The 20,242-nt window shown below is 66.7% G+C and carries 16 protein-coding genes, 1 tRNA gene and 1 pseudogene; 6 read left to right on the forward strand and 12 right to left on the reverse strand.

From position 1 onward, the window contains the following. Positions 1–92: 92 nt before the first annotated feature. Positions 93–1,550, forward strand: coding sequence for an NAD-dependent succinate-semialdehyde dehydrogenase (locus IHE57_RS03285; protein ID WP_209370780.1), 1,458 nt, complete (start codon positions 93–95; stop codon positions 1,548–1,550). Between the two features lie 154 nt (positions 1,551–1,704). Here IHE57_RS03285 and IHE57_RS03290 read toward each other — a convergent pair whose 3' ends face one another. The 3 genes from IHE57_RS03290 to galU all read right to left on the reverse strand — a co-directional run bounded on the left by IHE57_RS03290 (position 1,705) and on the right by galU (position 5,473). Beyond that, a complete protein-coding gene (locus tag IHE57_RS03290; protein ID WP_209370781.1) occupies positions 1,705–3,732 on the reverse strand; it encodes a TMEM165/GDT1 family protein in 2,028 nt (675 codons plus the stop codon). Between the two features lie 155 nt (positions 3,733–3,887). Further along, the gene (locus IHE57_RS03295) at positions 3,888–4,520 is read right to left on the reverse strand and encodes a GNAT family N-acetyltransferase (RefSeq protein ID WP_366933836.1); all 633 of its coding nucleotides are present in this window, start codon (positions 4,518–4,520) and stop codon (positions 3,888–3,890) included. Positions 4,521–4,570: 50 nt separating this feature from the next. Beyond that, a complete protein-coding gene (gene galU, locus IHE57_RS03300; RefSeq protein WP_209370783.1) occupies positions 4,571–5,473 on the reverse strand; it encodes a UTP--glucose-1-phosphate uridylyltransferase GalU in 903 nt (300 codons plus the stop codon). A gap of 45 nt (positions 5,474–5,518) precedes the next feature. Between galU and IHE57_RS03305 the strand changes: the two genes are divergently transcribed. Continuing rightward, positions 5,519–6,133: a 5-formyltetrahydrofolate cyclo-ligase gene (locus IHE57_RS03305; protein WP_366933837.1), complete on the forward strand. Its 615-nt coding sequence runs from the start codon at positions 5,519–5,521 to the stop codon at positions 6,131–6,133. A gap of 180 nt (positions 6,134–6,313) precedes the next feature. Then, positions 6,314–6,454, forward strand: a pseudogene (locus tag IHE57_RS16645) (FmdB family zinc ribbon protein); the annotation flags it as partial. Between the two features lie 14 nt (positions 6,455–6,468). On the opposite strand, the gene IHE57_RS16650 reads toward IHE57_RS16645, so the two are convergent. After that, a complete protein-coding gene (locus IHE57_RS16650) occupies positions 6,469–6,612 on the reverse strand; it encodes a hypothetical protein (protein WP_366933846.1) in 144 nt (47 codons plus the stop codon). Positions 6,613–6,733: 121 nt separating this feature from the next. Here IHE57_RS16650 and IHE57_RS03315 point away from each other — a divergent pair, with 121 nt between their 5' ends. Beyond that, positions 6,734–7,363: an SAF domain-containing protein gene (locus IHE57_RS03315; RefSeq protein ID WP_209370787.1), complete on the forward strand. Its 630-nt coding sequence runs from the start codon at positions 6,734–6,736 to the stop codon at positions 7,361–7,363. Positions 7,364–7,604: 241 nt separating this feature from the next. Next, on the forward strand, positions 7,605–8,069 hold the full coding sequence (gene mscL / locus IHE57_RS03320) for a large conductance mechanosensitive channel protein MscL (protein WP_209370789.1): 465 nt from the start codon (positions 7,605–7,607) through the stop codon (positions 8,067–8,069). Positions 8,070–8,231: 162 nt separating this feature from the next. On the opposite strand, the gene IHE57_RS03325 is transcribed toward mscL, so the two are convergent. Both IHE57_RS03325 and IHE57_RS03330 read right to left on the reverse strand, forming a co-directional pair. After that, positions 8,232–8,516, reverse strand: coding sequence for a hypothetical protein (locus tag IHE57_RS03325; RefSeq protein WP_209370791.1), 285 nt, complete (start codon positions 8,514–8,516; stop codon positions 8,232–8,234). Continuing rightward, a complete protein-coding gene (locus tag IHE57_RS03330) occupies positions 8,509–13,248 on the reverse strand; it encodes a PDDEXK-like endonuclease domain-containing protein (RefSeq protein WP_366933838.1) in 4,740 nt (1,579 codons plus the stop codon). Before IHE57_RS03330 ends, IHE57_RS03325 begins: the two co-directional genes overlap by 8 nt. Positions 13,249–13,355: 107 nt before the next feature. Here IHE57_RS03330 and IHE57_RS03335 point away from each other — a divergent pair. Then, a tRNA-Arg gene (locus IHE57_RS03335) sits at positions 13,356–13,431 on the forward strand. A gap of 126 nt (positions 13,432–13,557) precedes the next feature. Here IHE57_RS03335 and IHE57_RS03340 read toward each other — a convergent pair. The 6 genes from IHE57_RS03340 to pdxH form a co-directional block, all read right to left on the reverse strand. After that, a complete protein-coding gene (locus IHE57_RS03340) occupies positions 13,558–14,622 on the reverse strand; it encodes a universal stress protein (RefSeq protein ID WP_209370793.1) in 1,065 nt (354 codons plus the stop codon). Positions 14,623–14,853: 231 nt separating this feature from the next. After that, positions 14,854–15,354, reverse strand: a complete 501-nt coding sequence (locus tag IHE57_RS03345; RefSeq protein ID WP_209323822.1) for an HNH endonuclease — start codon at positions 15,352–15,354, stop codon at positions 14,854–14,856. Positions 15,355–15,800: 446 nt separating this feature from the next. Then, positions 15,801–16,637 carry a C40 family peptidase gene (locus tag IHE57_RS03350; RefSeq protein ID WP_209370795.1) on the reverse strand — a complete coding sequence of 279 codons (837 nt, stop codon included), beginning with the start codon at positions 16,635–16,637 and terminating at the stop codon, positions 15,801–15,803. A gap of 389 nt (positions 16,638–17,026) precedes the next feature. After that, entirely contained in the window at positions 17,027–17,713 is a 687-nt protein-coding gene (locus tag IHE57_RS03355; RefSeq protein WP_209323824.1) for an iron-dependent transcriptional repressor DtxR, read from the reverse strand. 179 nt (positions 17,714–17,892) lie between these two features. Then, a complete protein-coding gene (locus IHE57_RS03360; RefSeq protein ID WP_209370798.1) occupies positions 17,893–19,374 on the reverse strand; it encodes an aldehyde dehydrogenase family protein in 1,482 nt (493 codons plus the stop codon). 141 nt (positions 19,375–19,515) lie between these two features. Then, a complete protein-coding gene (gene pdxH / locus IHE57_RS03365) occupies positions 19,516–20,187 on the reverse strand; it encodes a pyridoxamine 5'-phosphate oxidase (protein WP_209370800.1) in 672 nt (223 codons plus the stop codon). Positions 20,188–20,242 lie beyond the last annotated feature (55 nt).

Consider the following 20,242-nt stretch of genomic DNA (forward strand, 5'->3'; position numbering starts at 1 on the left):
AGCACGACACTAGACTGGTCACGGCTGCGCTCCGAGGTCCGAAGACGTCCACGAGGCGGCCGTTCCTGACCGACAACCGAGGAGAAGCAGCCATGGACATCACGCCGATCATCGACAAACTCAACACCGGACTGTTCATCGATGGCCAATGGCGCGAGGCCGAAGGCGGCAAGACCATCGACGTGCACAACCCCGCCACCGGTGACGTCATCACCACCGTGGCCGACGGTTCCGCCGCCGATGCCGAGGCCGCCATCAAGGCCGCCGGCGACGCGCAGGCGGATTGGGCCGCCACCGCACCCCGCGAACGCGCCGAGATCCTGCGTCGCGCCTTCGAACTGCTCATCGAACGCTCCGACGACATCGCCGCCGTGATGACCGCAGAGATGGGCAAGCCCTTCGCCGAATCCAAGGGCGAAGTCACCTACGGCGCCGAATTCTTCCGCTGGTTCTCCGAGGAGGCCGTGCGGGTCGGCGGCGACTTCATGCAATCGACCGACGGGAACAATCGCCTCATGATCTCCCGCGAGCCGGTCGGCCCCTGCATCCTCGTCACCCCGTGGAACTTCCCGCTGGCCATGGGCACGCGCAAGATCGGTCCGGCCATCGCCGCCGGCTGCACCATGGTGTTCAAGCCCGCGAAGCTGACCCCGCTGACCTCGCTCATGCTCGTCGACGTCCTCAACGAGGCGGGTCTGCCCGCAGGTGTGCTCAACATCGTCACCTCCGATTCGGCCCGCCGCGTGGTCACCCCGTGGATGGAGTCGGGTATCGCCCGCAAGGTCACCTTCACCGGCTCGACCGAGGTCGGCATCAACCTGCTCAAGCAGGCCGCCGACAATGTCATGAAGACGTCGATGGAACTCGGCGGCAACGCCCCGTTCGTCGTCTGCGAGGACGCCGACCTCGACAAGGCCGTCACCGGTGCCGTGCTGGCGAAGATGCGCAACGGCGGCGAGGCCTGCACCGCGGCCAACCGTCTGTTCGTCCACTCCTCCGTGGCCGAGGAGTTCTCAACCAGACTGGCCGAGAAGCTCGGTTCGATGAAGGTCGGCAACGGCCTCGACGAGGGCACCGAGGTCGGCCCTCTCGTCGATCAGGACTCCTTGGACAAGGTGGCCACCCTCGTCGACGATGCCGTGGCCAAGGGCGCGAAGGTGCTCACGGGCGGCCAGAAGATCGAGGGCAAGGGCTTCTTCTTCGATCCGACCGTCATCACCGATGTGCCCGCCGACTGCGAGATCCGCACCACCGAGATCTTCGGGCCGGTCGCACCGATCGTCACCTTCGACACCGACGACGAGGCGATCGCCCTGGCCAATGAGACCGAGTACGGACTCGCCAGCTACCTGTTCAGCGAGAACCTCGAGCGTGCGCTCGGTCTGGCCGAGAGACTCGAAGCGGGCATGGTCGGCCTCAACACCGGTCTGGTCTCGAATCCGGCCGCGCCCTTCGGCGGCGTGAAGATGTCGGGCCTCGGCCGTGAGGGCGGAAGCGTCGGGATCGAGGAGTTCCTCGAGATCAAGTACGTGGCGACGCCGCGTTCATAAGGTACGTCCGACGGCCCCGGCCCGGTCTCTGCAGAGTCCGGGCCGGGGCCGTTCGTCGTCGGCATCCCGCACCGCCGGCGCCGAAACGACGTAGGAGCAGCAGAACACCGCGGGGGACCGGGGTGTTCAGGCACTGACGGTGCGTCGTGCCCCCTCAGGCGCGACGGCGAGCGAGGACGTCGTTGACGGCGCCGAGATCGGCGGCCTTCGTCGTCCTGATCGCCTTCCGACCGTGCTCGAGCGGGCCTTCCTCACGGGCTGAGTCGCTGAGCTCGGGACGGTAGCCGAGCTCAGCGGCGAACTGGGCGGCGATGTCCTCGCGGCTGCGTGCCTCGGTCTCATAGGAGCTCGCATCGGCGGCCGAGGCCGAGGGCACCGGGTGCTCAGCTTCGGGGGCGTCGACGTAGCTGGGAACCGGCAACGGCGTCGGCGACCAGCCGTCGCGTGACTTCAAGCGCTGCATGAACGGGTCGTCGACCTTCGGCGCCGCCGCATCGAGTGCCGCACGGGCCTCGCCGTCCGATTCGTTCGCCGCGGTCTCTGCCGCGCCCGACTCGTCGCCGACGAGGTCGGACCCGAGTGAGACCGGAGCCGATCCGGTCTCCGTCGGCTCCTCCTGTGCGGTTTCCATGGACTCGCTCGCCGCTTTCTCCGAAACCGGTGCCTGCTCCGCGGACCGCGTCTTCTCGCCGGACCGCGTCTTCTCGCCGGACCGGTCAGCGGTGTCGCTCCCTGACTCAGCGAACGCCTCGGCGGATGTGTCCTCCTCGACGACGGGGATCGGACCGGTGAGCAGCACCTGGCGGGTGGTGTGGCCCTCTGTGGCTTCCTTGCGGATGCGCACGAGCGGGATCTCGCCGGTGTCGGCCTCTTCGCGGACCTTCTTCGCCTCGGTGCTGCGCTGCATCGCGGCGCGGGCCTGTGCGGCCTTCGTCGATCCGTTCGCCCCATGAGCTGCGGCCGCGATCCGCGCGGCGGTTCCGCTCGACGTCGGCGGCGCGGTCCGGGCGGTGTGCGTGCGTGCCGAGGTCCGGTTCGCGGAGGTCGCGACGCTGCGCTGCTCCTGCACTCCGGCGGTGGGCTTCTGCGCGGGAGCGGGCCGCTGCGTGACAGGCGCGGCCGGTTCCGCAGCGGGAGCGGTCCGCGGTTTCGCTTGGGGCTTCGTCGTCGATGTCCGCTCGAGCCCGCGCAGACGCTTCCTGATCTCGCGCCTGCGCAGGTTGAGGGTGCGCACGATGAGGAGGGAGACGACGCCGAGGCCAAGGAAGACTCCGGCCAGAGCGATGTGGACGACCGAGAACAGTGCGAGCACGCTCGTGACGAGAATGCCGAGCACCGAGGCCAGGAATACCAGGGCGAATCCCCGGACCATCGTGGCCAGCGACTTCAGGGAGTCCTGCAGGGACGTTGCTTGCTCAGTCATCGCATGTTCCTCATCGGCTCCGATGGTCGGATTGGAAATCTGTGGATCGTCTGCTCGCCTCGGCCGAGCACCCTCGCCGAGGCGACCGCCCCGGTCCGTGCGAGGCTCTCCGGTCCGTGGGGACCCACCTCGTGCGGCGGGGCGGATCGTCGCTTGCGGATCACCGCCGCCGGCGCGGCGCGCATGCGCAGAGTCCATCTGGGCAGGCCCGCTCTGCCTGCCCGGCTGTCCGGTCGAGCGGCTGCTGTCGTTGAATACGGCGTGGACGGCGGGGTGGAGCATCCGGACGTTGCCGCCCGTGTTCCGACCACCGACGAGACCGTGCCCGGTCGCTGCGTGGTCGGCGGCCGCGTGGTCGGACACGAAAGCCGCGTGGGTCTCTCCGACCGCCACGGGCATGCTGTCGAGCTGGGAGCAGGGCTCAGCCTCGGCGACGGTGTCGGTCGTGTCGGCGCTGCCGTCGATGACAGCGAATTCGGGGGTCACGACCGAGAGCCTCAGGGCCGGTGCTTCGGCGGCCGGGGCATGTTCCGGGGTCGGAACCGACGGCGCTTTCCGGGGCTTGTCGTGGAAGACCTGAGTGCGCTCCGAATGGTCGTGTCCGGGGTTCTGCGCCTCAGCGGCAACGACGGCCGCGTTGTCGGGGACCGAGTCGATTTCGGCGCGCGAGAGTTCCGTCGCGGACTTCCGAATCATTGCGGGCACAGCAACGGCGAAGACCACGACGATGGCGATGACGACGATGATGCTGGTGTCCACACTGCCACCCTAAGTTGCGCGCCTCGACGAAGACGTGAAGGCGCAAGGTGTGTCGGTCGAACCGGCTCGAAGTTCACGCAATTCCCAGGTGCATGTCGGACGTTGCCGCGCGACCCGCGTCCGGTGCTGCGGCAAGCTTCTCACCAGGGGCCGAGTCAGCGAACCGCTTCCCCGGCCTGCCCGTGCCGGTAGGCGGCGAGCAGACCGTGCGGGACCTCTTCGGCGAGCACGGCGAAGGTGCGGTGGTCGCACCACTGGCCGTCGATGTGCATGTACCTGACCCGCAGTCCTTCGTCGCGCAGGCCGAGCTTGGCGACCACGCGCAGGCTGGCGGTGTTCTCCGGGCGGATGTTGATCTCGATGCGATGGAGTCCGAGCGTGAAGAAGCAGTGGTCGACGGCCATCGCCACAGCGATGGGAGTGATGCCGCGACCTGCCACACGCGAATCGATCCAATAGCCGATCTGACCGGACAGGATCGACCCCCAGCTCAGACCCGAGACAGTGATCTGGCCGCGGAAAGCGCCGTCGACTTCGATGGCGAAGGGTACGCTCTGCCCGCGTTTGGCCTGCCTGTCCTGCATCCGCACCATGCTGCGGAAGCCCGGCAGCTCCTGGCCGGGGGCGGGCAGCGTCGCGTCCCACGGCCGCAGCCAGTCACGGTTGAAGCGGCGGACCTCCCGCCACTGCGGTTCGTCACGGCGTCGCAGCGGGCGCAGCACGATATCGGACTGCCGATCGGTCAGGATGACGGGCCACACACGGCTGCCCTCGCTCTCAGGTTCCACGGTCGATGTCTCGCTCGGCCCCGCTGTCTCGGTCGTCCCGGAGGTCTCGGTCAGTCGAGTGTGGGTACGAAGTCCTTGAGCCACTTCTTGAGGTCCTTGCCGAGGTCCTCACGGGCGCAGGCGATCTGCATGACGGCCTTGAGGTAGTCGAGCTTGTCGCCGGTGTCGTAGCGGGCGCCCTTGAACACGACGCCGAAGACACCGTGCCCGTCCGACCCGCCGGCGAGCTCCTGCAGGGCGTCGGTGAGCTGGATTTCGTTGCCGCGTCCGGGACCGGTGGTCTCGAGGACATCGAAGATCTCCGGAGACAGCACGTAGCGGCCGATGATCGCGAGGTTCGACGGAGCCTCCTCCTGGGCGGGCTTTTCGACCAGACCGGTGATCTTGACGACCTCGTCGTCCTCAGTCGTCTCGACGGCGGCGCAGCCGTAGAGGTGGATCGCTTCGGGCGGAACCTCCATGAGGGCGACGACGCTGCCGCCGGTCTGCTCCGCGACCTCGATCATCTTCGGCAGGATCGGGCTGCGCTCGTCGATGAGGTCATCGCCGAGGAGCACGGCGAAGGGTTCGTCGCCGACGTGCTGTCGGCCTTTGAGCACGGCGTGCCCGAGGCCTTTGGGATCTCCCTGACGCACATAGTGGATATCGGCGAGCTCCGAGGGGTGGCGGACGGCGGCGAGCTTCTCATCGTCGCCCTTCTTCGCCAGGGCGGCCTCGAGGCCGTCGACGCGGTCGAAGTGGTCTTCGAGCGGCCGCTTGTTCCGGCCCGTGATCATGAGGATGTCCTCGAGTCCCGCATCGACGGCCTCCTCGACGACGTACTGGATCGCCGGCTTGTCGACGACGGGGAGCATCTCTTTGGGGGTCGCCTTGGTCGCGGGGAGGAACCGAGTTCCGAGACCGGCGACGGGGATCACGGCCTTGCGAACGGTGCGCTGCGCTTCATCACTCATGAAGTCATCTTAACTAATCCGCTGCCGGCGGATACTCTGAATGTCGTGGAACCACGATCTTCGAAGGCGCAGCTGCGGTCCCGCATCCGTTCCGCTCGCGCCAGCCGCCCCCGCTCTTCTGTGGGAGTCGCCGCATCCGCATGGGACGTCATTCGGGCGAAACCGGTGCGATCTCTGCTCGGGTATGCGGCTCTTCCCGGGGAGCCGAACCTCGACCCTGCCCTCGACCGTTTCCTCGCGACCGGAGGAATCGTCTATCTGCCAGTGGTGACTGATGTCGGCGCGCCTCTGCTCTTCGGTCGGGTCACGGGGGCGATGGCGGGTCTGGAGCCGCAGGGCAGGTGGGGCATCCGGGAACCGCAAGAGGGTGGGGGCCTGCTCACGCCCGCACAGCTGCTCTCATCAGAGGTCGGTCTCGACCTCGTATTCGTCCCCGCCCTCGGCTTCGGCACCGGCGGTGCGCGCTTGGGCAACGGCGGCGGCTTCTACGATCGGACCTTCGGCCCGCTTGGAGCGGCACCGCTGGCGAAGGGACCCCGTGTGCTCGGCGTCTGCTTCCCCGAGGAACTCGAGCTGCCCGGTCTGGTCGCCGAGGACTGGGACCTGCGCATCCCGGCGGCTGTCACCGAGCGCGGCCTCCACACATTCGACGACAGCTGACTCGTCTTCGACCGCCCTGGCACCCCACGTGATTCCCTCCCCCGCCTCCGGCGGCATTCCTCGGGAATCAGAGTCCACTCGAGCGTGTTGATATGTGGATAACCCTGTGCATATCCGGGACCGATGCGCATGCGACGGCTCGACGTGCACTATAATCTTGACGTCGAAGAAAGGTCTCGAATGCCCGTCTACTCCTACGCCTGCAAAAGCTGTGGTCATGCCTTTGATATTCATCAGGACTTCAGCGACGATTCACTCACCATCTGCCCCGAATGCCAGGGTCGCCTGAAGAAGGTCTTCGGCACAGTGGGCATCAGCTTCAAGGGCTCGGGCTTCTACGCCACCGACTCACGCTCGTCCAATGCGAACACGGTCAGCTCGTCGAACTCCGGCTCCTCGTCAGCGAAGGACTCGACGAGTTCGACCTCGGATTCGAGTTCAGCGTCTTCGAGCTCCTCGGAATCTTCACCGGCGAGCACTCCGGCAGCGAGCTGAGCTCGCTCGCCACTTGAACGTCGCTCGCCTGTGGACGGCTCTTGTCCGTCCACAGGCTGAGTTCGTGTTCTTGCCCATGCGGCACGACCGTCTCAGGCTCGTTGCATGGGCATCCTCCAGCGCGTCCGACGCACATCCTCGAATTGGGTGCGGACCTCTCGCATCCGACCGCAGCGCATAATCGCAGCGCTCTGTCTCGCCTGCGCCTGCGCATTGGTCGTCTGGGCGCTCACCCCGAACGAAGCGGGAACTGCGGTCGTCGTCGCGAAAACGGACCTGGCGCCCGGCTCCGAGCTGGACGCCGGTGACCTCGCTCTCACGGACTTCCCACCTGATCTCGTCCCCGACAAGGCGTTCTCTTCCATCGCCGAGGTGGAGGGTCGGCACATCTCGGCCGGCCTGTCGGAAGGCTCTCCCCTGACCGAGTCGATCGTGCTCGACCAGCAGGCCCTGCCGGAGGGCAGCCGGGATCTGCTCATGCCGATACGCCTTGCCGATGACGCCTCTGCCGCGCTCCTGCAGCCGGGGCAGAGGATTCGCCTGTTCTCCTCACTGCCCGACGGAGGTTCGGAAGTCGTCGTCGAAAAGGTGACGATCGCCCGCCTCGTCGACAAGCCAGAGGGAATAGCCGCAGAATCAGGTCAACTTGTATCTGTGATCCTCTCTGCCGAGGACGCAGGTCGCGTCGCGGAATTCGCCGGCCTGCCGATCAGCTTCGCAATTCTGCCCCGCTGAGCCCCGCGGTCGGCACCCGGATCTGGGTCTGGAGGCCCCCGGATGCATGGTTTTCATCAGCGCAGACGCCGCACGACCGACCCAAAGCCTTTCCCATTCAGGCTGAATGCGCCGACAGAAGCGTGTTGAGACTCGCAGTGAAAATCTGCTGACTGCGTGTTAGTCCTGTGTACCATTGGAACGTAATTGAGCAATTCTCAATAGCATTTCAGTGAAGAATCACACCGAAAGGGTTTCTCTAATGCTTAAGGGTTTCAGGGATTTCATTCTCCAGGGGAATGTCGTCGAACTCGCAACGGCGGTCATCATCGGCGGCGCTTTCACCGCCATCGTCACCGCATTCTCTGACAAGATCATCAACCCGCTCATCGCCGCCGTCGGCGGCGCCGAGGGTCCGGCTCTGACCATCCCGCTCAAGGAAGGCGTGCCAGAGGCAACTCTTGATATCGGTGCGGTCATCACCGCGGCCATCAACTTCCTCATCGTCGCCGCCATCGTGTACTTCATCATCATCGTCCCGATGAACAAGCTCAACGAGCTGCGCAAGCGCGGAGCTCCCGAGGAAGAGGTTCCTCCGACCACCGAGGATCTGCTCGGCGACATCCGCGAGATCCTGCGCAACCAGACCGCCACCGCCGGCGGACCGGCCGAAGGTCCCGCCAGCGAAGCCGGTCCGGTCGACCCGAACCAGCCGCCGCGTCACTGAAACCGTCTGCCGAGCGGGTGAGAGAAGCTCACCACCCGGCGCATCGAATGACGAAGGGTCCGTTTCCCGCCAGTGGGAGACGGACCCTTCTCATGTCCTGTGGCACGTGCGTCTATCTTGGAACGGCATGTGCGTCTATCTAGGAACGGCAAAGGTGCCTGCCTATGACCAGTGCGGCGGCTTCTGTGACCGGTAGTAGTCCTCGCTGAAGCCCCCGCCGCCCGTTTCGGCCTCGTTGCGCAGCGTCGCGCGATAGCGTCGCTTGGCCGCCTCGAGACGAGCCAGACGCCGCTGCTCGGCCTCGGCGTCTGATCCCGATTCGTCCGCGGGGTCCGACTCCGTCGAGTGAACGTCGGCGTCGGACCGCTCCGGCCCGTTGGATTCCGCGACTTCGACGGCCGGCTCCGCTTCGTTCAGCTTCGCAGCCTCGTCGGGCCTCTCAGGCATCGTCGTTCTTCGGCCCGGCACCTGAGCGGGCGTTCGCCTCAGACTCAGCGGAAGCACGGGACTCGTCATCGGTGCCCAACTCAGCACTGCCCCCGGATTCAGCACCAGCCGTCGACTCAGCGGGAACACCCCCTGCATCCGCTGCACTGTCCGCAGCCTCGTCGGCGGTGTCATCGGACGCGGCCTCCGCCTCGGCGACCTGCTCATTGCTCGCGGTCTCGACGAGACCGGCGGACCGGAGCTCATCGGCGCGGATCTTGCCGGTGTCGAAGGTCGGGAGGATCTCGTCCTCCACGGGTCCGGTGGAACCGGACCTCGGGATGAACACCTCGGAGCCGGTGACCTTCTTCGCCTGGGCATGACGCTCACGATAGCGGTCGACGGCGGCCTGCAGCTGGGAATCGCCGCGGCTGGAGCTGCCCTTCTGAGCCAGAGCCGTGCGGAGGAGATCCTTGATCTCCCCGTCCCCACGGACGACGGCATCGGACTGGATCCAGTCGATCATCTCATCAAGACCCTCGGCGGAGTACTTGTGCATCGGCAGTCCGGGGACGAGCTTCGGTCGGCTGCCCGTACGCCCCACGACCACGGAGGCGGCCCGGGCGGCATTGAGCACGGCCTGCGGACTCATCGTCTCCACGGTCGCGCGCCACGCCTCGAAGATCTTCTCGGCCTCGGTCTGCGGGTCGACGAAAGCGTCGGTCGACCAGACGCGCATGAACTTCCATCCGCGACGGGCCAGCTGCTCGGGCAGCACCCGGTCGCGTTGGCGCAGGCTGCGCATCGAGGCGTATTCGGGGCCGTCACCGGCAACGGCGATGATCATGCCGTGCTCGTCCTCGGCCGAGTTCGCCACAGCCAGATCGATGCCGTTGTAGTGTTCGTGGGCGACCACGCCGAGCTGGAGCAGACGGTCGGCGATGTCGTTGAACAGCGGATCGTAGACCTCGCCGTGGGGGCCGGGCTGGCTGACGCCGCCGGTGGCCATCTCATCCAACAGGCGCGGCAGCATCACCGCTCCCCCGCTGAGCTTGTTCCGGTCGAAATCCTCGGCCTCGATGCTCGAGACCAGGGTCAGCCGTTTCCGCGCCCGTGTCATCGTGGCCGCGAGGATGCGTCGTCCGTCGGTCCCGGAGAGCGGGCCCAGGTCGTGGATGACGCGACCGTGCACGGTCCGTCCGAATCCGAGGGTGAAGATCACGGCGTCTCTGGACATGCCCTGGACGCGTTCGGCGTCGGTGACGACGAAGGGCTCCTTCGACGAATCGCTGAAGAACGCGGCCACATAGGGCAGGTCCTTCATCGCCCGTGAGATCGCGGTCGCGACACGCTGGGCATGGTGCGGGGTGAGGGCGACGACGGCCAAGGACTCCCTGGACCGGTTCCGAGCGTGCTTGAGCACGAGCTCGACGACGCGTTTGACCTCGGCGTCGGGGCTTTCGACCCGACCGGTGCCGATATCCGTGGGGCCTCGACCATCGGCCACATAGGAGAATTCGAGACCGCTGCCTTCACCCGTGTGCGCCGTCGGCAGCGTCGAGATCGTCGAATCGTAGAAGTGCCGGTTGGCCAGATCGATCAGCCCCACCGGAGACAGGCGGTAGGAGTTCGACAGCCGCATCCGCGGCAGGAACTCGCCGAGGCGGTCCTGCACGGAGCGCGGGTGGTTCCCATCGTCCATCCCGAAGCGATCGACGGCGATCGAGAACGGGCGCGGGCCCAGCAGTCGGGAGTCGCCGAGCGATATGACCTGACGGGCGCGGGTGATGCCGGGAACGACGTCGGCGACCGAGAGTCGGCCGGCATCGGCGATGACGACGGCGTCGAAGAGCGGAAGGGCGGAGAACAGTTCGGGGACCGTGTACGGGCTGCCCATCCAGACCGGGGCCAGAGTCGTGAGAAGTTCGGGCGCCTGGGTGGAGATCCTCTTCACCGAGGTGTGCTTCGACAGCAGCTCCTGCTTGACGACGCCGGCGGCGATCGGATCGGCGTCGATGCCGCGCTTCCACGACTGAGCGTGGTTGAATCGCAGGCGTGAGGCTCCGGCGGCGACGAAGGCGCGATCGTTCTCACGGAAGCCCTCGGCCACCTCGTGCAGGGCGGCGCCGTCGTGCCGGCCGATCGCCGGATCCTCGCCGGCCATGGTCTGCAGGACGGAGGCCCAGTAGGCGAGGTCGAATTCGGGGCCGACCAGTGCGTCGTCGACTTTGCGGCGTCGCAGATCGGCCATGAGGTCGGTCAGGCCCTCGGCGTCGAGTTCCCGCTGCAGGCGGGAGCGTTCGGGCAGTTCGGCGAGGTTCTCCGAGTCTCGGCCCATCGCCTCGGTGCGGGCCTGCAGCTCCTCGATGAGCATCGAACCGAGGTCGCCGCCGTCCGGGGTGGTCTCGAGGATCGGCGCGAGCTTGGCCATATCGGCTTCGACGCTCTGAAGGATCTCGTCGGCTTCGAGCACGCCGCGCGGAATCTGCGGGCGACCGTCGTGGCCGGCGAGATCGCGCAGGATCACGCGCTGGGCGCGGACGTCGATGAGGGCCGAGTGGAGGTCGGCGACCTCGGCGCCGGGCCGGAGGAACTCCTGGGCGGACTTCTTCAGGCGTCGGCGCTGCATCATGCCCATCTCGATGCCGACCTCGGCCCGGTACTCGGGCGTGCCTGTGGCGGCGATGAGGTCGTCGAGGCGATGGTCGTAGATATCGGGGGCGAAGCTGTCGAGGGTCTTGCGCACTCGCAGCAGCACGCGGATCGCCCGCGCCCAGTCATCGACGTTGCGGCGGGGGTTGAGCTTCGCCTTGGCCAGCACGGGCTCGGTCGCGGATACGAGGTCCGGGATCATCCGGCCGATGCGTTCCGCCACGGTGCGGGCGGATTCGGCCTCGTCGACGGATTTGAGGTCGGCGCCGAACCAGACGGTGTCTTCGACGTCGAGAGTGAAGGCGCCCAGGGAGGCGAGTTCGCCGAGTTTGCCGCGCAGCACGCTCCGCCGGTCCTCGCTAGCGCCGAGGATGTCCTCGTCGAAGCGCACCGGAGTCTGCGGTGAGTTCTCGCCCGAGGTCAGCTCGGCCAGGTGCTGCATCGTCTCGTAGACGGAGACGTCCCAGGGTTCGCGCCTGCGGTGGAGGGAGGAGACGTGGTCGGCCAAAGTGGCCCGCTGCTCGTTGAGATCGGAGAGCAGCTTCGACAGGTCCGGACGTTCGGACTTCTCCGCCGAACCGATGAGTCCGATGAGCTGCTTGCGGATGTTCTCTGCGCCCTCACGGGTGTCGACGGCGAAGTCGCTCAGTCCCACCTCGCCGAGGCGGGACGAGAAATCGTCGAGCGCATCGGAGGTCTGGGCCAGGAACAGCACGCTCTTGCCGGTGTGGGCCAGTGTCGTGGCGACGGCGACGGCGACCTGAGTGGCACCCGTCCCGGGCGGGGTGTCGACGACGACCGACTGTCCGGAGACCGCGGCATCGACGACGGCCTGCTGGTCGCCGTCGACATCGATGACGAGGAATTCCTCCTGGGGCTTCCGATCCGGCAGCGGGGTGACGGGCTCCTTGAGCGCGGCCGGGACGACGTCCTCGTCCTCGACCTCCGTGCCCGCATCGGATTCGGATGCCGTCTCGGCCGTCGCGTCGGCGTCAGCATCCGCGTCGGGTTCGGCTGCGGTCTCGGCCGTCGTGTGAGTCTCGGCTGCCGTGTCCGTGTCGGCCGCGGCGGCCGACGCCTCGTCATCGGATCGAGTCTCGGTCGCGGCGGCGGCCGCCGGCGCGGCTGGATCGGACTCGCCTTCCGAAGCGGGCAGGGGCTCGTTGGTGATCGGCACGGTCGGCTGACCGTACTCCTCTTCCTCGTCGGCCGAGGCGGCAGCGGAGTCGTCCGCGGGCGGCTGGCCCGCCTCCTCGGCGCCGGACTCGGGTGCCTTCGCACCTGCCGACGCGCTATCGGCCTCGGTCGTCGCCGCCGATTCGGTCTCCCCAGCAGGGGCAGCCGACGCCTGCGGCACGTACGAGGGGCCGCCGAGCGCGGCCCGCACCTCCTCGTCACCGGCCAGCGCCCGCAGGACGGGGTGCTGGGTCGGCAGGTGGTCGGTCGAGAAGGGGCTCGCGATGTTCGCGAACGTCGAGATGATCAAGCGGTGGTTGATCCGCAGGCCGGGAACCGACTGCGCCAGATCGCGGAGCCGGTCGAGAGCAGGACCCGGGTCGAAGCCGTGCGGTCCCCCGGTGGCGTCGACCCATTCGGCGACGGGAATGTCGAGGTCGTACTCCTCCGCGAGGTGCTGGACCAGAGCCGGATTGATCGTGATCTCGTTGCCCAGCACGATCTCGAAGTCCTCGACGCGCGAACCACGGGGAACCAGCGTGATGTGGCGCATGACCACGGGAGCGTTGAACTTGAACTTGGCGTCCTTCTCCGTCCACGAGGCGAACCCGATCGCCAGATGAGCCGTGCGGATTCCCCGCTCGTTGTGGAGCTGCTCGGCCTTCGAGCGGATGGACTTCGCACGACGGCGGGCATCGGCGAGGATGTCGTGATCGCGGATCAGGCTCGACAGACGTGTCGCACGGCCGGCCAGCAGCTGTGCCAGCCCGGAGGGATGTGCGCCGGATAGGTCGATGCTGCCGTCACGCGAGTCCCGGAAATGAAGCATGGTGTCGCGACCGCCCAGATGGGCGGCCTGCTTCTTCCACTCGGCGAAGACATCTCCGAGTTCTGGGAACTGTTCGTCTGCAACGGAATCCGACACAATTCGACCCTAACGAGAAACTGTTCACAATAGGTGCTGGCACACCGTGGAACACTGAGGTTTCTTCTACGCTACACTGGGTGATCGTGGTTGACGACGACCATCACGCCCCCGTAGCTCAGGGGATAGAGCACCGCTCTCCTAAAGCGGGTGTCGGCAGTTCGAATCTGCCCGGGGGCGCCAGACCGATCACTCGACTTCGATCTCACCCACCGAGGCGGCCGATCCTTTCCGATCGACCGCCTCGGTGTTTTCGTCGCGGTCCCGCTTCCGGCGCGCTCGAGGCCGGCCGGCTGGGACCTGAGCTGCCTAGAGACCCGGCTCGGGAGGGGCCTCGTGCTGTCTGCGTCTGCCCTGGTCGCGGGCCACGCGCACGACCATCGTCGGGCACTGCGAATAGGGCAGAACCGACTGCGAGGTCGATCCGAGCAGCAGGCCGGCGAATCCGCCGCGACCGCGTGAGCCGATGACGAGGACCTCGGCCGTATCCGATGCCCGCACGAGCACCTCGGCAGGCTGACCGTCGAAGAGCGTCCAGGTGACATCGAGGTCCGGGAACTCCTCGGCCAAACGCTGCTTGGCCACGACGAGCTTGTCCGCGCCTTCGTTGACGAGCCGTTCGAGATCGGCGGTGCTGGGCAGCCATTCGGGACCGATCACCGTCGTCGTGATCACCGCGACGATGTGCAGTGCGGATCCCCGGCGGACCGCCAGTCGGGCGGCCTTCCACAGAGCCGGGGAGTCGGCGCCGAGGGAGTCGACGCCGACGACGACTTTCCCGTCGAAGCGCAGTCCTTCGATCGCCTCGGCGTTGGGATCGTATTCCTCGATCTCTCGACCGTCCTGTCGGATCGGCCGGGACGACGTCGGGTGCGCGTGCCGTTCCCCGGTCTCCTGCCACGAGGTGGGCACCACCACGGTGGGGCAGGCCGAGTGGGCGGGTAGGGCGCTGGAGACCGTGCCGAGCAGCCGTCCGGCGAATCCGCCGCGACCGCGCGAGCCGACCACGGTGAGACAGCCGGTCTTCGATTCGTCGATGAGCACGCCTGCGGCGTCGCCGATCTCGATGACGGCTTCGACAGGCACTCCTGCGGATTTGACCTCCGCGGCGGCCTCCTTGAGCGTGTTCGTCACGGCCGCGCGGATCGAACTGTCGTCGATGGGCACATACGACACGTCGATCGCGGCTGCCGCCACGCTGGGGATCGTGTAGGCCCCGACGAGGCGGATCGGCTTGTCCAAGGAGCGTGCTTCCTGAATCGCCCAGGCCAGGGCATTGCGGCTCGGTGGGGAGCCGTCGATTCCGACGATGACGGCCTCGGGTTCGCCGGCCGGCGCGCTGTCCGGGTTCTGGGTGCGGTCCTGCTCACTCATCGCAAGCTCCTTGTGTCGAGGCGGACTTCTCTTGCCCCCACCCTAAAACACAATCGCAGAGAGAACTTGCCCTATGTCACATCGTTATCCGAATCCGGTCAGAGTACGGACGGCACCAGCGTTCATCTGCGACGATGCTCGGACCACGGAGCGACACGAGGGCTCACACGTCGCGAGCCCTCACGCGGCACGAGAGTTCACACGACGCGAGCCTCCGTGCCGCGCGAGCCTTCACGCGGCGCGAGAGAGCTCGAGGAACGGCCGCCACTTCTCGACCGGCTTCTCGATGCCGCGCATCCACAGCTGACCGAGCCGGGGCTCCTGCGGACGGAAGCCGAGCGTCCAGCCGATCTCGCCCAGGGTGCGATTGCCCTTGCGGTTGTTGCACTCGCGGCAGCAGGCGACGAGGTTCTCCCAGCTGTTGACTCCCCCGCGCGAGCGCGGCAGCACATGGTCGACCGTCGAGGCCGCCTTGCCGCAATAGGCGCAGCGGTGGCCGTCTCGGCGCAGGACGCCTCGGCGCGACAGCGAGACGCGACGGTTGTTCGGCGGGCGGACGTAGCGGGTGAGCAGGATGACGGAGGGCTGATCGAGACTCACGTGCTCGGATCTCACCGGGATGTCCTCTGCGGCCAGCACTGTCGCCTTGCCGGTCAGCACGAGCACCACGGCCCGTGTGAACGGCACGATCGACAGCGGTTCGTATCCGGCATTCAGCACGAGAGTCTTCATATCTCGCCCCTCATCTTCATCTCTTGCGGGCCGAAACCGGCTGCCCCGGCCCCAGGGAACACAAAAGGCGCCGTGCTCATGGGCACGACGCCTGGAAAGAGGGCACGGAGACATGTATGTACTCCGCGCCAGAGACTGGAGCGGCTATTCGAACTATTCGACTGTGCCCCATCTGCTTTCCTCACCGTTGTCCGGTTCGAGCATTTCGGCCCGATCCGCGTTTGGAACTCAACCCTCTCCAGGGTAACGCCGCGAGCGCCTGTGACCCAATTCATAGGGTTCGAGTCACAGAGACTTCGGATTCCGTTCACCCTGCCCGACGGCGGAGCCACGCGGCACCGGCGAAATGAGCACCGCCTCGGCGTCGGATCGCTTCCGGACACACAAAAGCTCCCCGCCCGACTCGAGGACCGTCGAGTCGAACGGGGAGCTGTCGATGCAGAAGATCAGAGAACGCGGATGAAGGTGACGTTGCCCATCCAGCTGTAGCTGCGCTTCGAGGTACCCGAGCTCGGGGAACCGGCGTCGTACATCTGTCCGCCGCCGGCGTAGATGCCGACGTGTCCGGGGTGCCAGATGAGGTCGCCCGGCTTGGCCTCCGACTGGGAGACGACCTGTCCGGCGCCCTTCTGAGCACCGGAGGTGCGGGGCAGGTTGACACCGACGTGGCTGTAGACCCACGAGGTGTAACCGGAGCAGTCCCAGCCGCTCTGGCTGGTGCCGCCCATGACGTAGGGGGTTCCGACGCCCTTGGCTGCCCAGGCGAGAACCTGCTCGGCCTTCGAGCCGTCGATCGAACCGGAATCCGAGCCGGAGTCCTTGGAGTCGCTCTTGCCCGAGTCGGACGAACCGCTGTTGGCGGTCTCATCGGCGGTTCCGGCCGACTCATCGGAGTCGGATTCCGGAGTGGAGGTTTCGGCGGGGGCGGGCTTCGGCTCGGGCTTCGGAGCGGCCTCAGCGGTGATGGCCTTGCTCTCGACGCCGAAGGAGTCGTCCTTCTTCTCGGACTTCTTGTCCTTCGAGTCATCGCCGATGGTGACGGTCTGGTTCTTGAACTCGACCTGCGTCTGGGTCTCGGCCTCGGCGGAGACGGCGGCCTTGTCGTCGGCGCCCTGACCGGCGGCGGGCATCACTGCTGCGGTGAGCAGGCCACCGCTGGCAGCAACGACTGCTGCGCGACGTCCGAAGACGCCGGAGTTGGCATTCAGAAGTTCGGTGAGCTCGGTCAGCGGAGTCTTGACCTTGGCATCGGCGGCGCGGCGGCCATGCTGCTTAGTTGCCACGTTTTCCCTCTCGTACCTATTGGCTTTCCGGGCCAATCGCCACTGTCGGTCCTTGGTTGCTCGCAGCCAGCGTGGCGTTCGGCTCTCGCTGCGAAGTCGTCTCTGCGTGAACGACCTCCACAACTGTAACCAATCGGTGATCAATTGTCACGTTTCTGTCACAACCACGGGAGGGAAACCGTGATGTTTTCCATAAAGCTCCAGGTCATAGGCCTGAAACTCGTCGAAAATTTCGTAACATTTGACCGTTATACGACGTGACCCAGGGGGTGCGGAGGCACTCCCTGGGTCACGGATCACACTGGTTTGTAACGAATCGAGACTCTCGGGTCCGCCTCTTCGTTACCGAAGGCAGACCCCGCCGCGGTCACTGCCGAACGCTCATGCGCTCACTTGCGGTAGGCGAAGACGTGCGAGGCCGTCTCCAGCGGCAGGTCGAGCACGTCCTGCGCACCCGGAACCTGCACGGTGATGTATTCGCCGTTGCGGGAGATCTCGACCTCGCTCTCGGGCAGGACTCCGGCGACCTGGAACTGCTGGAGCAGGTGGACGTCGACCTGCAGCGGCTCGGCCAGCCAGGCGATCCTCAGGCTCTTCGCACCATCGCGGCCGACAGCGGTGGCGAGATCGACCACCTCAGTGGTCTCCGATGCGTCCCCGCCGATGACGTCGAGTCCGGGGATCGGGTTGCCGTAGGGGCCGGAGGAGGTCTCGGGCAGGAGCGCGACGAGCTTGCGCTCTACCTGCTCGCTCATCACGTGCTCCCACCGGCAGGCCTCGTCGTGGACGAGTTCCCATTCCAGCCCGACGACGTCGGCGAGCAGCCGTTCGGCCAGCCGGTGCTTGCGCATCACGTCCGTGGCGATCCGACGGCCCTCGGGAGTGAGCTCGAGGTGACGGTCGTTGCCGACGTGGAGCAGGCCGTCGCGTTCCATCCGGGCCACGGTCTGGGAGACGGTGGGCCCGGAGTGATCCAGACGTTCGGCGATCCGAGCACGCAATGGCACGATCGACTGTTCCTCGAGCTCGATGATCGATTTGAGGTACATCTCGGTTGTATCAATGAGGTCGTTCACTTCTGACCAGCCACTCCACTCTTCGTCTCCTGGTCACTGCGGACCATTCAGGCGTCCATCATTCTTAAGGTCCCGCGACCCGGCAACGGCGACTCGACCGTCCCGCGATCCCGCAGCCATTGCGAACTCAGTCAATCTTATCTTGAATCAATCATATCTTCCTGCCCGTCCAGGCAGGCTCAGCCGGCGTTGACATAGGCCGTCTTGTGCACGGTGTAGAACTCGCGTGCCGCCCGCGCCTGTTCCCTGGGTCCGTAGCTCGAGCCCTTCCGTCCCCCGAACGACACGTGGTAGTCCACACCGGCAGTGGGAGCATTGACCATGACCATTCCGGCTTGCGCGTAACGCTTGAAGTGGGACGAATATTTCAGCGACGAGGTGAAGATGCCTGCCGACAGGCCGAACTCGGTGTCGTTGGCCACGGCCAGCGCCTCCTCGTAGTCGGCGACCTCGATCACCGAGGCGACCGGGCCGAAGACCTCGTCGACGTTGATCGTGTCCCCGGGCTTGGTGCCTGTGACCAGAGCCGGGGCGAGGAAGTAGCCGCCGGTGTCGGATTCGATGAGTTCGCCGCCGGTGACCTCACCGCCTTCGGTCCGAGCCGTCTCGATGTACCTGAGATCCTGGTCGAGCTGCGTCTGCGAGACCACAGGCCCGATCGCCACACCATCTGCTCGAGCGTCGCCCACGATCAGCGCGGCCATCTTGTCCTTGAGCAGGGCGACGAACTCGTCGTGGACGTCTGCGGTGACGATGAGCCGCGAGGAGGCGGTGCAGCGCTGGCCGGTGGAGAAGAAGGCGCCGTTGACGGCGGCATCGGCGGCCGCTTCGAGGTCGGCATCGCCCAAGACGATGAGCGGGTTCTTCCCGCCCATCTCGGCCTGCACCCTGAACTGGTGGGCCGCGGACGAGGCGATGACCGAACGACCGACGCCGACTGATCCGGTGAAGGTCACGGCGTCGACCTGCGCCGAGGTGGTCAGCGCGCCCCCGATCACGGAGCCCGGGCCCATCACGAGGTTGAGGACGCCCGCGGGCAGGCCCGCCTCGACGAGGATGTCGGTGAGCGCGTAGGCGCTGGCCGGCACGAGTTCGGCCGGTTTGAACACGACGGTGTTGCCGAAGGCCAGGGCCGGGGCGATCTTCCAGGCGGGAATGGCGATCGGGAAATTCCACGGGGTGATGATGCCGATGACTCCGACTGGCTCGTGCGTCATCTCGGCGACGAGCCCGGGGCGGACCGAGTCGATGATCTCGCCGGTGTTGCGGATGGTCTCGCCGGCGAAGAATTTGAAGATCTGGGCCGCCCGCAGCACTTCGCCCTTCGCTTCGCCGAGCTGTTTGCCCTCTTCGCGAGCGAGCAGGTCGGCCAGTTCGTCGGCGCGTTCGGCGATGAGGTCACCGGCCCTGTCGAGGATCGCGAAGCGCTGCTGGGAGGGGAAGTCCGCCCAATCGGCGCCGGCGTCAGCTGCCGCGGTGATCGCCTCGGCGACGGTGGCGGCATCGGCCCGGGCATAGCGGCCGATCACATCGGAGGGGTCCGAGGGGTTCCGGTTGGTCGAACGCTCATCGCTGGGCACTCTCCTGCCGCCGATGAGATTGTCGAAGACGGCGTCGGGCCCGTGCTGGGCCGTGCCGGCGGGCTGGGGCGTCTGGGTCATGGATACTCCTTTGTATTGCGCGATGGCCTGTTGTGCGATGGCCTATTGTGCGATCGCCTGGGCGTGCTCCCATGCACTGCGGTCGCACACCTCAAGGTGCTCAGCAGTCTTACACCGGACGGTGCTCGACTGTCTTACACCTCAAGGATAGAGACGCAGCGCCGACCAGGCCGAGGCATCGGCGAGATCGGCCGGTTCATGGCTGCCGTCCGAGCGGCGGAAGACCCATCGGTCATGGAATCTGTTCTGCTGGCCCTGCCAGAATTCGATCTCGAAGACATGCACGCGGAACCCGCCCCAGTGCTCGGGCCGTGGCACGTCCCGGCCCTCGAACTCGGCTGCGGCGGCGTCGTATTCTGCCTGCATCTGCTCTCGATCGGCCACCGGCTGGGACTGCTTGGACACATTCGCACCGATCTGCGAACCACGGGGGCGGACGGCGAAGTACGCGTCCGAGTCCTCGGCGGAGGCCACCTCGGCGAGGCCGCGGATGCGGACCTGACGTTCCATGTCCTGCCAGGGGAAGTTCACGGCGACGCGGGGATCGGCGCGCAGCTGCCGCCCCTTGGCCGAGTCGTAGTCGGTGAAGAAGAGGAAGCCGCGCTCGTCGAGACCCTTGAGCAGGACGATGCGTGAGCTCGGGCCCCATTCGTCGAGGGTGGAGACGGTCATCGCGTTGGGTTCGCGAACGTGTTCGGCCGCTGCGTCGTACCACTGTCTGAACAGGGTCAGCGGAGAGGTGTCCGGGTGGTCGAAGATGCCGGAATCGTAGGACTTCCGGGTCTGCGGCAGGCGATCGACGGGCTCAGTCATGCCCTCACTCTACGTCGCGGCGCGGGCCCGAGTCATCGCGGAACCGGTCGGCGAA

Source organism: Brevibacterium renqingii (assembly GCF_017808105.1).
Lineage (GTDB): Bacteria > Actinomycetota > Actinomycetes > Actinomycetales > Brevibacteriaceae > Brevibacterium > Brevibacterium renqingii.

Bases quoted from the DNA above. Each gene is read 5' to 3' on its own strand.
- IHE57_RS03285 (WP_209370780.1), top strand. From the start codon at position 93: ATGGACATCACGCCGATCATCGACAAACTCAACACCGGACTGTTCATC.
- galU (WP_209370783.1), bottom strand. From the start codon at position 5,473: ATGAGTGATGAAGCGCAGCGCACCGTTCGCAAGGCCGTGATCCCCGTC.
- IHE57_RS03315 (WP_209370787.1), top strand. From the start codon at position 6,734: ATGGGCATCCTCCAGCGCGTCCGACGCACATCCTCGAATTGGGTGCGG.
- mscL (WP_209370789.1), top strand. From the start codon at position 7,605: ATGCTTAAGGGTTTCAGGGATTTCATTCTCCAGGGGAATGTCGTCGAA.
- IHE57_RS03325 (WP_209370791.1), bottom strand. From the start codon at position 8,516: ATGCCTGAGAGGCCCGACGAGGCTGCGAAGCTGAACGAAGCGGAGCCG.
- IHE57_RS03340 (WP_209370793.1), bottom strand. From the start codon at position 14,622: ATGAGTGAGCAGGACCGCACCCAGAACCCGGACAGCGCGCCGGCCGGC.
- IHE57_RS03345 (WP_209323822.1), bottom strand. From the start codon at position 15,354: ATGAAGACTCTCGTGCTGAATGCCGGATACGAACCGCTGTCGATCGTG.
- IHE57_RS03360 (WP_209370798.1), bottom strand. From the start codon at position 19,374: ATGACCCAGACGCCCCAGCCCGCCGGCACGGCCCAGCACGGGCCCGAC.
- pdxH (WP_209370800.1), bottom strand. From the start codon at position 20,187: ATGACTGAGCCCGTCGATCGCCTGCCGCAGACCCGGAAGTCCTACGAT.